11 protein-coding genes are annotated in these 13568 nt (G+C 59.6%); 1 reads left to right on the top strand and 10 read right to left on the bottom strand.

The window, feature by feature from the left end; translation table 11 throughout:
- Nucleotide 1: 1 nt before the first annotated feature.
- From GHO25_RS19935 to pmbA, 4 genes are all read right to left on the bottom strand, one after another.
- Nucleotides 2-451 carry a hypothetical protein gene (locus GHO25_RS19935; RefSeq protein ID WP_153391940.1) on the bottom strand — a complete coding sequence of 150 codons (450 nt, stop codon included), beginning with the start codon at nucleotides 449-451 and terminating at the stop codon, nucleotides 2-4.
- A 33-nt stretch (nucleotides 452-484) separates the two neighbouring features.
- Nucleotides 485-1861, bottom strand: a complete 1377-nt coding sequence (locus GHO25_RS19930; protein ID WP_153391938.1) for an aspartate ammonia-lyase — start codon at nucleotides 1859-1861, stop codon at nucleotides 485-487.
- Nucleotides 1854-2249, bottom strand: a complete 396-nt coding sequence (locus tag GHO25_RS19925; RefSeq protein WP_153391936.1) for a FagA protein — start codon at nucleotides 2247-2249, stop codon at nucleotides 1854-1856. Before GHO25_RS19925 ends, GHO25_RS19930 begins: the two co-directional genes overlap by 8 nt.
- 199 nt (nucleotides 2250-2448) lie before the next feature.
- Nucleotides 2449-3795, bottom strand: a complete 1347-nt coding sequence (gene pmbA, locus GHO25_RS19920) for a metalloprotease PmbA (RefSeq protein ID WP_153391934.1) — start codon at nucleotides 3793-3795, stop codon at nucleotides 2449-2451.
- A gap of 107 nt (nucleotides 3796-3902) precedes the next feature.
- Between pmbA and yjgA the strand changes: the two genes are divergently transcribed.
- On the top strand, nucleotides 3903-4424 hold the full coding sequence (gene yjgA / locus GHO25_RS19915; RefSeq protein WP_048368378.1) for a ribosome biogenesis factor YjgA: 522 nt from the start codon (nucleotides 3903-3905) through the stop codon (nucleotides 4422-4424).
- 44 nt (nucleotides 4425-4468) lie between these two features.
- Here the strand turns inward: yjgA and tldD are convergent, their stop codons facing one another.
- From tldD to mreD, 6 genes are all read right to left on the bottom strand, one after another.
- Entirely contained in the window at nucleotides 4469-5911 is a 1443-nt protein-coding gene (gene tldD / locus GHO25_RS19910) for a metalloprotease TldD (protein ID WP_048368379.1), read from the bottom strand.
- A gap of 62 nt (nucleotides 5912-5973) precedes the next feature.
- Nucleotides 5974-6822 (bottom strand): carbon-nitrogen hydrolase family protein, encoded by an 849-nt coding sequence (locus tag GHO25_RS19905; protein ID WP_153391932.1) that lies wholly within the window; start codon nucleotides 6820-6822, stop codon nucleotides 5974-5976.
- A gap of 63 nt (nucleotides 6823-6885) precedes the next feature.
- Complete coding sequence (locus tag GHO25_RS19900) at nucleotides 6886-10698, bottom strand: YhdP family protein (protein ID WP_153391930.1); 3813 nt, start codon at nucleotides 10696-10698, stop codon at nucleotides 6886-6888.
- A gap of 75 nt (nucleotides 10699-10773) precedes the next feature.
- Nucleotides 10774-12231, bottom strand: a complete 1458-nt coding sequence (rng, locus tag GHO25_RS19895) for a ribonuclease G (RefSeq protein ID WP_048368382.1) — start codon at nucleotides 12229-12231, stop codon at nucleotides 10774-10776.
- 53 nt (nucleotides 12232-12284) lie between these two features.
- Entirely contained in the window at nucleotides 12285-12893 is a 609-nt protein-coding gene (locus GHO25_RS19890; RefSeq protein WP_048368383.1) for a nucleoside triphosphate pyrophosphatase, read from the bottom strand.
- Nucleotides 12894-12945: 52 nt separating this feature from the next.
- Nucleotides 12946-13434, bottom strand: coding sequence for a rod shape-determining protein MreD (mreD, locus tag GHO25_RS19885; protein WP_048368384.1), 489 nt, complete (start codon nucleotides 13432-13434; stop codon nucleotides 12946-12948).
- Nucleotides 13435-13568: the final 134 nt, after the last annotated feature.

Raw genomic sequence — 13568 nt, 5'->3', positions numbered from 1 at the left:
ATCAATGTGCTCCTGAGTGATGGCCGCTGACGGTTGAGAATTCGTGACTTGACTGAACCACAGGGCTTTTGAGCAACAGCTCGGAACGCGGGTATTCGCCGTGATCGCTGATAAAGTTCAAAAGCTCAACGTAGGTTTTGCTGCTCTGACGCAGCGCGGCTTCACGCAGCGCAGGCGCCAGGCGGGGGTTCTGCATGGTTTGCAGTAACCGCTGGTGAATCGCGCACAGGTACTCAACGCTCTCCTCCGGCTGGTTAAGGCGCAAATGCAAATCCGCCAGGTTGTGGTGGGAAATGACACAGGCCGCCACTGCTTCGTCGGCATCACTCCAGCGCTCAAACAGCACTTGTGCCAGTGCCAGCGCCTGCAAGTAATGTTCTCGGGCATCGACCAGCTCGCCCTCAGCGAAACAGCGGTTGGCTCTTTCGATCGTGCGTTTCCAGTGCTCCATGTGAACCTCCAAAGCAGTGTGGGGGGCGTGGGGTTAAACGCCGCCGGCGGTCAATTTCTCGGGGTTGAGCAAGACTTCAAGCTGGCTGCGCGGCAGATCGGTGTACTCAAGGGCCACATCAATCACCGGGCGCCCCTGCTGGTAGGCGGTCTTGGCAATTTCGGCCGCCTTTTGATAGCCGATGATCGGGTTCAGCGCCGTGACCAGGATCGGGTTGCGCGACAGCGCTTCCTTGAGCTTGGCTTCATTGACCTTGAAGGTGGCAATGGCTTTGTCGGCCAGCAAGCGGCTGGAGTTGGCCAACAGCTCGATGCTGCTCAACAGGTTGTGTGCAATCACCGGCAGCATCACGTTGAGCTCAAAGTTGCCTGACTGCCCGGCGATGGTGATCACCGTGTCATTGCCGATCACCTGGGCGGCGACCATGGCGGTGGCTTCCGGGATCACCGGGTTGACCTTGCCCGGCATGATCGACGAGCCCGGCTGCAAGCCTTGCAGTTCAATTTCACCCAAGCCTGCCAGCGGGCCCGAGTTCATCCAGCGCAGGTCGTTGGCGATTTTCATCAGCGATACAGCGGTCGCTTTAAGCTGGCCCGAAACAGACACTGCGGTGTCCTGCGAACCAATCAAGGCAAACAGGTCTTTGCCCGGCGTGAATTGCACGTGGGTCAGCGCACTGAGTTGCTGGCTGAACAGCGCAGCGAATTGCGGGTGCGCGTTGATCCCCGTGCCCACCGCCGTGCCGCCCTGGGCCAGCGACTGCAGGGCCGGTTGCAGGTTGTGCAGGTGCTCGATATTGGCCTTGAGCTGTTGCGCCCAACCATTGAGCACCTGGCTCATGCGCACCGGCATGGCGTCCATCAGGTGGGTACGCCCGGTTTTTACGTAGACGTGAACCTGCTCGGCTTTATGCTCAATCACCTCGACCAGATGCTTGAGAGCCGGCAGCAGTTCTTCGTGCAAGCCCAGCGCAGCGCTGACGTGAATGGTGGTCGGGATAATGTCGTTGCTGCTTTGCCCACAGTTGACGTGATCGTTGGGGTTGACCACTTCGCCCAGCACGCGGGTCGCCAGCGTGGCGATGACTTCGTTGGCGTTCATGTTGGAACTGGTGCCCGAACCGGTCTGGAAAATATCCACCGGGAAGTGCTCCATAAAATCGCCGGACAGCAGGATCTGCGTGGCTTCGACAATGGCATTGCCCTGCGCTTCGCTGATTTGCTTGAGTTCAACGTTGGCCTTGGCGGCAGCGGCCTTGGCCAGAATCAGTGCACGAATGAATTGTGCGGGCATGCGTTGATGGCTGATCGGGAAGTTGTCTACCGCACGCTGTGTTTGCGCGCCATACAGCGCGGCCTCAGGCACGTGCAATTCACCCATGCTGTCCCGTTCGATACGCGTATTACTCATCAGGAAATCCTTGCAGCAGTTCTGTTAAAGAAATTGAAGGTTCGAGTTCGCAGGTCGCCAATTGCCAGGCAAAGCTTTGCCAGCGCTTGAGGCGGCAGTTACACAGGGCTTGAGTTTCCATGTCGCGCAGCGGGCGCCATGCATGGTCCAGGCACAGGTTGCGCCAGTGCCACGGCAGGGCCGTATCAGCGGCGGTGTCCAGCAAGAGCCGGAACGCGGTAGCAGAAATCATCCAGGGAGAAGTCGTCGTGCAACCGGCCAGGTATCGGCCTTCGGCCAGATAGTGCTCAATCAGGCGCGGCTCGTCGGGCGCCAGGCCGCAACGGATCTGGCGGCTCATCCAGCGCCAGCTTTCCAGATAAGGGCCTTCATGCAAGGCTGAACTCATGACCTAGGCTCGCTCGATAATGAGATTCATTATTAAGCGATATTGATTATCAAAACAAGCCTGCGTTAGACACACCTTTGTCTCGCGATCTCTTGATCGTTTAAAAGATCGCGAGGCAAGCTCGCTCCTACAAAGGTTGGGTCGAAAAAAAGGCGTATCACCCGTGAAGGTGATACGCCTTGATTACAAACGGGAAGGTTTAGCTGCCCGCGACGGTCATTCGTTCGATCAGCACCGAGCCGGTGCGGATGTTGCTGCGCAGTTCCAAGTCGTTACCCACGGCAACGATCTGTTTGAACATGTCGCGCATGTTGCCCGCGATGGTCACTTCTTGAACCGGGAACTGGATTTCACCGTTCTCAACCCAGAAACCCGCTGCGCCACGGGAGTAGTCGCCCGTGACCATGTTCAGGCCGCTGCCCATCAGTTCAGTCACCAGCAACCCCCGGCCCATGCGGCGGATCAGGGCCGCCTGGTCTTCGTCACCGTGGGTCACGAACAGGTTGTGCACGCCACCCGCGTTGGCGGTGCTGGGCAGGCCCAGTTTGCGGCCGGAATAGGTGCTGAGGATGTAGGACACCAACTCGCCATCCTTGATAAACGGTTTGGCGTAAGTCGCCAGGCCGTCGTTATCGAAGGAGGAACTGCCCATGGCACGGACCAGATGCGGACGCTCGTCCAAGGTCAGCCATTCAGGGAAAATCTGCTGCCCCAACGCATCCAGCAAGAACGACGATTTACGGTACAGGTTGCCCCCCGAAATCGCGCCCAAAAAGCTGCCGAACAAGCCACCGGCCAGTTCAGCCGAGAACAATACCGGGACTTCGCAGGTCGGCACCGGGCGCGAACCCAGGCGGCGAGCGGCGCGTTCTGCGGCGCGCTGGCCGATGCTGACGGCGTCCATCAGCAACTCGCCCTGGCAGTTCACGTCATACCAGTAGTCACGCTGCATTTGCCCGTCGCCTTTGGCGATCATCACGCAGCTCAAGCTGTGCCGGGTAGACGCTGAACCACCGATAAAGCCATTGCTGTTGCCATACACCCGGCAGCCCTGATGAGTGCTGAGGGTGGTGCCGTCGGCGTTTTTGATGCGGCTGTCAGCGTCAAAAGCCGCAGCTTCGCAGGCCAAGGCCTTTTCGATGGCTTGTTCCGGGGTGATGTCCCAAGTGTGGAACACATCAAAATCTTTCAGGTCGCGGGCCATCAGGCTGGCGTCGGCCAGGCCCGAGCTTTCGTCTTCGGAGGTGTGCTTGGCAATTGCCAAAGCGGCCGCGACGGTTTCGCGGATAGCATCCGGGCCGCTGGCCGAGGTGCTGGCCGAGCCTTTACGCTGTCCCACATAGAGCGTGATGCCAAAACCCTGATCGCGATTGAACTCAACGGTTTCGACTTCGCGCTGGCGTACAGAGGTCGACAGGCCCTGCTCCAGCGACACCGCGACTTCGCAGGCGCTGGCGCCCTGGCGCTTGGCTTCGGCGATGATTTGCTCGACCTGCTGTTGCAGTGCCGGCAAGGCCTGCGGGCCGACGCTTTGTACTGCACTCATGGTTTTCTCCACTCAAATTCTGTTTTCGGTAGGGCCGCCGAGCGACCAGGCCGGACAAGCGGCCTCCGACTGGTTATCATGGCGGCGTTTCTTTGCGGACTGCCACCATGGTTGATTCTTACGACGACGCCTTCGACGGCGAAAAAAGCAAAACACAGGTCAAAAAAGAGCTGCACGCTCTGGTTGATCTGGGCGAGCGCCTTACAACGCTCAAGCCTGATTTGCTGAACAAAATGCCTTTGACTGACGCTATGCGTAAGGCTCTGGCAGATGCTCCAAAACACACGGCTCATATTGCGCGCAAGCGCCATCTGATGTTCATCGGCAAGCTGATGCGCGATCAACCGATCGACGAAATTCTTGCTTTGATCGATCAAGTCGATGCCTCTTCTCGCCAATACAACGAGCGTTTCCACAACCTCGAGCGCTGGCGTGATCGCCTGCTCGAAGGCGACGACGCTGTACTGGAAAAATTTGTTGTCGAGTTCCCTGAGGCTGACCGCCAGCAAATGCGCTCGGTCATCCGTCAGGCCAAACACGAACTGGCTCATAACAAGGCACCGGCCTCAAGCCGCAAATTGTTCAAGTACATTCGTGGGTTGGACGAGACGCAACGCGGTCTGCGTTAAATCTCGTACGTGGGTGGGTTGCCCTGCAACCCACCCGCTCCCCATCAACCGCCCGTACCGCCTACGGTAATCGCATCAATTTTCAGGGTTGGCTGCCCGACACCGACCGGTACCGACTGCCCATCCTTGCCACAGGTTCCGACGCCGCTGTCCAGCGACAGGTCGTTACCGACCATCGACACCTTGCTCATCGCTTCCGGCCCGTTGCCAATCAGGGTCGCGCCTTTGACTGGGCGAGTGATTTTGCCGTCTTCGATCAGGTAAGCCTCGCTGGTGGAAAATACAAACTTGCCGCTGGTGATGTCGACCTGACCACCGCCCAGATTGGCGCAGTAAATGCCCTTTTTCACCGACGCGATGATTTCGGCCGGATCACTTTCGCCACCCAACATGTAGGTGTTGGTCATGCGCGGCATGGGCAAGTGCGCATAGGATTCGCGACGGCCGTTACCGGTGCGTGCGACGCCCATCAGGCGCGCATTGAGCTTGTCTTGCATGTAGCCCTTGAGCACGCCGTTTTCAATCAGCGTCGTGCACTCGGTCGGGGTGCCTTCGTCATCGACGCTCAACGAGCCACGGCGACCGGCCAGGGTGCCGTCATCGACGATGGTGCACAGTTTGGAAGCAACCATTTCGCCCATGCGGCCGCTGTAGGCCGAGCTGCCTTTGCGGTTGAAATCGCCTTCAAGGCCGTGCCCTACCGCTTCGTGTAGCAACACGCCCGACCAGCCGGAGCCCAAAACCACCGGCATGGTGCCCGCAGGGGCCGGCACGGCTTCGAGGTTGACCAGCGCCTGGCGCAGCGCCTCACGGGCGTAGCCCATGGCGCGGTCGTCGGTCAGGAAGTAGCGGTAGTCGGTACGGCCACCGCCACCATGGCCACCGCGCTCGCGACGGCCATTTTGTTCGACGATCACACTGACATTGAAACGCACCAGCGGGCGCACATCGGCTGCCAGGCCGCCGTCGGTGGAGGCCACCAGAATGCGCTCCCACACCCCGGCCATGCTCACGGTCACTTGCTGGATGCGTGGGTCCAGAGCACGGGTGGCCGCATCGACGCGCTTGAGCAACTCAACTTTTTCGGCGCGGGTGATGACTTCCAGGGGGTTATCCGGGGCGTACAGTTGCGCCACGTCCTGGGTTGTAAAGGCTTGCACGGTGCCGTTTTGCCCGGCACGGGAGATGGAACGCGCAGCCCGCGCAGCCAGCCCCAGCGCTTCCAGGGTGATGGCATTGCTGTAGGCAAAACCGGTTTTCTCACCTGACTGGGCACGCACACCGACGCCCTGATCGAGGTTGAAGCTGCCTTCTTTGACGATGCCGTCTTCCAGCGCCCAGGATTCGGAAATCTGCCCCTGAAAATACAAATCTGCTGCATCAATGCCCGGCCCGGCCAAGTCACCCAATACGCCTTGCAGGCTGTCGAGGGTGACACCGCCCGGTGCCAACAGGTGTTCGCTGACTGAGGTCAACAACTCGCTCATATTCACTCCGTCTTGGCCCCTGCTTCAGCATCATGGATGCACTGAACCCACGGGCCTGAAAATTAGTCCTGCTGTGCAGGTCGCTGTGCGCCCTGCGAAAAAAACCGCCGGTGGTTCACCACCGGCATGCGCGCCCTGATGGCGGCTTGTTCGTCAGCATCGCGCGCGGCCAGCAATACGCCCTCGCCTTGTGCCTGTTCCGCCAACACCCGGCCCCACGGGTCGATGATCGCCGCATGCCCGTAGGTTTCACGCGGGCCGGGGTGAACACCACCTTGAGCGGCGGCCAGTACATAACATTGAGTTTCAATGGCCCGTGCCCGAATCAGAATGTCCCAATGTGCAGCACCGGTCACGGCGGTAAAAGCCGAAGGCGCGGTGATCAGCTCAGCCCCGGCAGCGCGCAATTCGCTGTACAACTCCGGAAAACGCAGGTCGTAGCACACGGTCAGGCCCAATTTGCCCACCGGCGTATCGGCCACCACCACACGCTCACCGGGCGCGTAATCATCCGACTCGCGGTAACGACCCCGGCTGTCAGACACATCCACATCAAACAAATGCAGCTTGTCGTACCGCGCGGCTTGCTCACCGTCGGCGTTGATCAACAATGAACAGGCATTGACCTTGGCGTCTGGCTGACCCGCTGGCGGCAGCGGCAAAGTGCCCGCCACTATCCATAACTTGAGGTCGCGTGCGGTCTGTTTCAACCATGGCAGGATTGGACCTTCGCCCAATGCCTCGGCGCGCCCCACATCAGCGATATCGCGACGGCCCATGGCAGCGAAGTTTTCCGGCAGCACCGCGAGCTGTGCACCGCGTTGCGCCGCGTCTTCAAGCAAGCGCCGGGCCTGAGCCAGGTTGGCCAGCACATCGCTCTGGCTAACCATTTGAATCACTGCAAACGACATCACGCCCCCTTGATGGACTGTGTAGACAGAACCTCCACCGGCACTGCCGTTGTCATGCTACTCCTAGTTTTTCTCAAATGGCTTGTCGAAGGTAATTTTCGGGTCGTTCCATGGGCCTTGAATGCTGTATTGCACGCTGGCGAAACGCGACACTTGATCACCGATCAGCTTATTGAGCAGGAACATCGCCCCCCCCGCTGCCGGACCGCCGACCAACAAGGCCGCAAGCGGCAGGTTGTTGGTCACAGGCAGGGTCACTAGCAGTTTCGCATTCACCTGATCAGAGACCATGTTCAAAGTGCCACTGAGTTCAAGGTTAGTCGACGGGCCGGTCATGAGGATCGGCGAGGTGGTGCGGTATACGCCGTTGTTGGCGGTCAGGAAGCCTTTGACACGGTCGTAGCTCAGCCCTTTGCTGAACAAGTCCGAGAAATCCAGGCGCAGACGCCGGCCGATAGCGTTGAAGTTCAGCAGGCCAAAAATGCGCACCACCTGTGTGCTGCCGTCGACCTCAACAAAGCGGCCTTTATTCAAGGTGGCATCGAGGGTACCAGAGAACCGGTTCAGGCCAATCCAGGCCGGCGAGCCCGGCCAGCGGCCATCGATATCGACTTTGAAGTCCTCACTGGTCACGCTTGGAGCAAAACCCCAGCCCTGCAGGACGTTAGCCAGGTTGCCACCGCCAATACGGCCCCGGTACCAGCTGTTGCTGGCCCCGGCCACGCCTTCCCAGCCGCCCGAGCCTTCGAGCAGCAAGCCCTTAAGGCCCAGACTCAGGTTAGTGAGGTTAATCCCGCGTGTGGTCGGCCTGATGTTGAGCGACCAGGCGCCGAGCAAATCAGCGCCCTGATAGAGCTGGCGAATGATGATGTCGAGTGCCGGGATCTTGCGCGGATCGACCGACGCCAAAGGGTCCGGCGCATTGGGGTCGCTGACCGCTTTAGGGTCTGGCGCCGGGAGGCGGATGGTTTGCATCGTCACTTTGATCGGCGCGTTCTTCGCATCCGGCAACGTGACAGCGCCCGTCGCCTGTTTGCTGTTGATGTTAAGGTCCCAGGCCGCCCCGCTGCGCTTCATTTGCAGCCGCACCTGATCAAGCTGAGTGCCGAAGGCGATGAGCTTATTCACTTTGAAGTCGGCACTGCTAAGCAGTTGTTTGGCGCTGCCGCCCGGGTCTTTGCCCGCATAGCGCTCGGCCAGTGCCTGCCACGGGGCAACGTCCAGTTCTGACAACACACCGCGAATGCGCAAGCCTTTGGTCACCGGCAACACCGGGTCGCCATACCCCAGGAACAACTCACCCCGACCGTCTTCAAACTTGCCATTGGGGGCGGCAAAGGTCAGGTTCGCCAAATCACCGTAGTCAAACCAGTAACGCCGCTCAGCCCCTTGCAAGGTCATGCGAAACACCGCGTCGCGGCTTTCATTGGCGGCCAGGCCAAACGGTGCTGGCAAATCGATAGTCGCCCCTTTGAGAGACGAACTGACCCGCAACTGGCTGTCGGCATCGTCCAGGGTCAGTTGCAACTGATAAGGCAGCATCCCGGACACCGGGATCGGCTGATTGAACTTGAGCCAGTCGGTCAGTTTTTTAACCCCGACCTGACCGCTTGCCACCACGCGGGTACTCAGCTTGCCCGACTTGCCCTCGGCAAAGATTTGCGCCTTGATCGGCTGGTCGAATGCGCGGCCGCTGATGGCTTTGCCGCTCAGGCCCTTGGCGCTGTCGAAGCGGAAGTCGCCCTTGAGTTGGGTCAGTTCAAGTTCTGGATCACTGATTTTCAGGCGGGCCTTGTCGGTGTTGAAATCCACCACGACTTTCGGCTCTTCGCCATGCTCCAGCGGGATGTCGAGATCAACGCGGCCCTTGAGCGAGCCCTCGCCTTGCCAGCCGGCAAAGGTTGATTCAGTGCCAATCGGCGCTTCTTGCAAGATTTTCAGGCCATCGCCCAAACCGCCGTCGAAGTCACCGTCCAAAAACAAGTGAGAGACTTTGCCAGCGTGGACGTGAGGGATATTGACCGCGACGTTGCGCACTTTGGTGTCGAGCAACAGGCCTTTGCTGGCCATGATCCGCACACCGCTGTCTTCGATAAACACGTCACCGGAAACATCGCGCACATGTGGCCAGCCGGGCTGGAACGCCAATTCAGCGCCATGGACCTTGAAGAACAGGCTGATGTTGCGCGCCGCGTCCACGGCATCGTGGTCCAGTGAGCCTTGATACTGGAAAAAGCCCTCTTCCACCGAGCCTTTTAATATCGCCGTGCTCAACCACTCGGACAGCGCCGGGCTCAAGACGGCCGGCAGGTATTTGGGGGTGAATCGACCATCGCCATCGGTCAGCCCGACGCGCAGGTCCATGTAGTCTTCCTGAGAGTGGTCCATGTGGATGCGGATCAGGAAGTCAGCGGCAATTTTGCCCTCTTCGCCCAGCACCTTGATGTAAGGCGCGATCAAGGTGAAGCTGTTTTTATCCAGCGTCCACTTGAGCAAGGCATTGGCTTGCAGGTACTGCCAGGGCTTGTCGAAAATCGGGTCCAGGTGCAGGACAAAATCTTTGCTGTCGAGGCGCAGTTCGCCCTTGCCCAGGTCACCACTGATCAGCCCGCTGACGTTACGCGCCGCCGGTGCCCCGTGGGTGGCATTGAAACCAACTTGCTGCAAGTTGGCGGCGAAGCTGATTTTTTGATCGTCGGTCGCATTCGGCCGGTAGTCAGCCAGAACGTTGCGCAAGGTGCCGGTGACGCTCAGTTGGTCAATCACCTTGGCAACGGCTTCTGGCACCGGCGCCAACGAATCCATTAATGGAGTGATCGGCGTCAGGTCCAGATGATCGGCCTGTAAATGCCAACGTTCCTGCTCGCCCTCAGTGGCGGCGAACTGTTGCAGCTGCAGGCGGGTTTCCCAGCGCTTGTCAGCGATGTTCATTGCCAGTGAATCAAGGGTAACCGTGAACCCCTGTTTGCCACGCTCTACCCAGGCATGCAGCGCCAGGTTGTCGAGGGTTTCGGCTTTGCGATCGGCATAGGCACCGCTCAGTTTGGGCGCATTGAGGCGTGCCACCGCGCTTTGCACGGTGCCATGGCCCCAGTTGAACCAGAACTCGCCACCGGCTTTTAATTCAGAGACTTTCCACGGCTGGATCAGGCTGGCCGGCAGCCATTTGGCCCAGTCACTCTGCGGCAAGCTCAAATAGGCCTGAGCGGCACCGTCGCGCCAGCGGCTGGCCTGGATCTGGGTCTTGAGGCTCAGCGCCAGCGGCTGGCCGTCGGGCAGGGTCAAACGCGCATCCAGACGCTGGTCAGAAGCCCCCACGTCCAGCGTCAGCCCGACATAAGTCAGGGTCATCGGCGCATGATTGAAGGATTCGAGGGTCACCTGGCTGTCGAGGACCGATACCCGCGCCACCCGCTGCAATTGATTCAGCAGTTGCTCGGGGTCCAGCGGCTGATCATCCTGCACAGGCAGCCCTTCCAGCGCCCAATGGCCATCTTTGTCCTGACGGGCACTCAGTTGCAGGCCGCCCAGTTGCACGCTGGCAAGCCGCACATCGCGATTGAGCAGGCTGGCCCAGACATCGGGCACTACCTTCACGTTGTCCAGCCGCAGGGCACTAGTGCCCTCGCCGACCATCACGTCGTGCGCCAGCAGTACCGGCGCCATGCCCTTCCAGCTGCCTTCAAGGCTGCCAATGGTCAACGGCATGCCCAAAGCATCACGGGCCTTGGTCTGGATTTCTGCGCGGTATTCGGCAATCAGAGGCGTCAGCTCACGACCCAAGCTGACGTAGAGCGCCGTGAGCACCAGAACCAACGCACATAGACCTAATCCCCAGCGGGTCAGCGCGGCAAAAAAGCGTGTCAGACGCTCCATGTCAGGTGGCCCCTTCAGTGATGGTCGAGGGGGCTGCGCCCAGCCCCCTGTCATGCGGATACGCGTTCAGATACTTCAGAGCAGTACCACGTCGTATTGTTCCTGGGAGTACTGAGTTTCTACCTGAAAACGGATGGTACGCCCGATAAATCCTTCCAGCTCAGCGACGTTGCCCGACTCTTCGTCCAGCAAACGGTCAACAACACGCTGGTTGGCTAATACACGATAGCCAACGGCTTGGTACGCGCGGGCTTCACGGAGAATTTCGCGGAAGATTTCGTAGCAAATGGTTTCAGGGGTTTTCAGCTTGCCGCGCCCCTGGCAGCACACGCAGGGTTCGCAGAGCACTTGCTCAAGGCTTTCGCGGGTGCGCTTGCGGGTCATCTGTACCAGCCCCAACTCGGTGATACCGATGATGTTGGTCTTGGCGTGATCGCGCTCCAGCTGTTTTTCGAGGGTGCGCAGCACCTGGCGCTGGTGCTCTTCATCTTCCATGTCGATGAAGTCAATGATGATGATGCCGCCCAGGTTACGCAGGCGCAGTTGCCGGGCGATGGCCGTTGCCGCTTCGAGGTTGGTCTTGAAGATGGTTTCTTCAAGGTTGCGATGGCCCACGAACGCGCCGGTGTTGACGTCGATGGTGGTCATGGCTTCAGCCGGGTCGACTACCAGATAACCGCCCGACTTGAGCGGCACCTTGCGGTCCAGCGCCTTCTGAATTTCGTCCTCTACGCCATACAGGTCAAAAATCGGCCGCTCGCCGGGGTAATGCTCAAGGCGGTCGGCGATCTCCGGCATCAGTTCAGCCACAAACTGAGTGGTCTTCTGGAAGGTTTCTCTCGAGTCGATGCGAATTTTTTCGATCTTGGGGCTGACCAGGTCACGCAAGGTGCGCAGCGCCAGGCCCAAGTCTTCATAGATAACGCTCGGTGCGCCCGCCGTTTTGATCTGCAGACCAATTTGGTCCCACAGGCGACGCAAGTAGCGAATGTCCATCAGGATCTCATCCGCCCCGGCACCCTCGGCGGCCGTGCGCAAAATAAAACCACCTGCTTCCTTGATGCCTTCTTGCGCCACGCAATCACTGACCACCTGCTTGAGGCGCTCACGTTCGGCTTCGTCTTCGATCTTCAGCGAAATGCCGACATGGGCGGTGCGCGGCATGTACACCAGGTAGCGCGAAGGAATCGACAACTGCGTGGTCAGGCGTGCGCCTTTTGACGCAATCGGGTCTTTGGTGACCTGCACCACCAGGCTTTGACCTTCGTGCACCAGCGCGCTGATGCTCTCAACGGCCTGACCTTCACGCAGTGAAATTTCAGATGCGTGAATAAAGGCGGCACGGTCCAGCCCGATGTCGACAAAGGCGGCCTGCATGCCGGGCAATACCCGCACCACCTTGCCCTTGTAAATGTTGCCAACAATGCCACGGCGCTGGGTACGCTCGACATGCACCTCTTGCAGAACACCGTTCTCTACCACGGCCACGCGCGATTCCATCGGCGTGATGTTGATCAGAATCTCTTCACTCATGGCTGGGTCTCGTTCAGGCGTCATAGCATTAGTGCCAAGTCATGTAAGGCGCGTTATTCAGCGCTCGATAAGGTTTGCCAACAGGGTATGCCGAATTGCCCAAGCAGTTCTGCGGTTTCGCACACGGGCAAACCCACAACACCGGAATAACTGCCATTAAGGCCCGCGACAAAGACCGCGGCCAACCCTTGAATGGCGTAACCACCGGCTTTGTCCTGAGGCTCTCCGCTGGCCCAATATTGGGCGGCTTCTTGCTGGCTGATGGTTCTGAAACTGACCCGGCTGCGCACCACACGGGTTTCGCAACGCTCGGCCGCCAGAATGGCAATGGCCGTCAAGACTTCATGCTCCCGGCCAGACAACGCCATGAGCATAGACAAGGCATCGGCCTCGTCGACCGGTTTGCCGAGAATCTGATCATCCAGTACAACGGCGGTGTCGGCGCCCAATACACAGAATGGAGCGCTTACCGAGGCCCCGAGCAGGTGCTCGCGCCCCGCACGGGCCTTTGCTCGCGCCAGGCGCTCGACATAGGCCGCAGGGCATTCGTCAGGGAGGGGAGTTTCGTCTATGGAGGCGCTGACCACCTGGAACGGCACGCCGATTTGAGTCAGTAACTCGCGGCGGCGCGGTGAGCCAGAGGCCAGAAAAAGCGGAGTCATCAAGACATCTCCCTGTCTACGTACACAAACCAGGAAATGGCTCGCGATCCAGTCAATTGATTTTGAAACGTCGGCGCAAACCGCGCAGCCCGTAGCTCACCCATGGCCACAACAGCGCACTGACCAGCGCTGGCAATACCAACGCCAGCGTGGGCTGGCGATTGCCGGTCAAGGCACTCAGCCATAGTTGAGCCAGTTGAGCCAGGCCAAATATGACTAGGATCACCAGGCTTTGCTGCCACATCGGGAACGTACGCAACCGTTGCGCCAGCGACAATACCAAAAAGGTGATGAGGGTCAGAATCAATGCATTCTGGCCCAGCAAGGTGCCGTACAGCACGTCTTCCATCAAGCCCAGGCACCAGGCGGTGACCATGCCCACCTTGTGCGGCAAGGCCAGGGCCCAGAATGCCAGCAACAGGGCCAACCACAACGGGCGCAGGATTTCCATGAACTGCGGCAACGGCGAAACGCTGAGCAACAGGCCGATGGCAAACGTCAGCCAGACAATCCAGCCGTTTCGCGAATGAGTGCCCGCCATTATTCCCTCTCCCGAGTAGTGGCCGGCGCAGCGGCTGGCGGCTTGGCTGCGGCGGGTACAGGTTTTTTCACGGTCTTGGGATCAGTTGCAGCCGGGGCTGGCGTCACCGCTGGCGCGGCGGCAGGTGCAGCAGG

It is taken from the genome of Pseudomonas sp. FSL R10-1350, assembly GCF_009600525.1.
Taxonomy (GTDB): domain Bacteria; phylum Pseudomonadota; class Gammaproteobacteria; order Pseudomonadales; family Pseudomonadaceae; genus Aquipseudomonas; species Aquipseudomonas helleri.
This window is presented reverse-complemented; position numbering and strand designations above follow the sequence as displayed.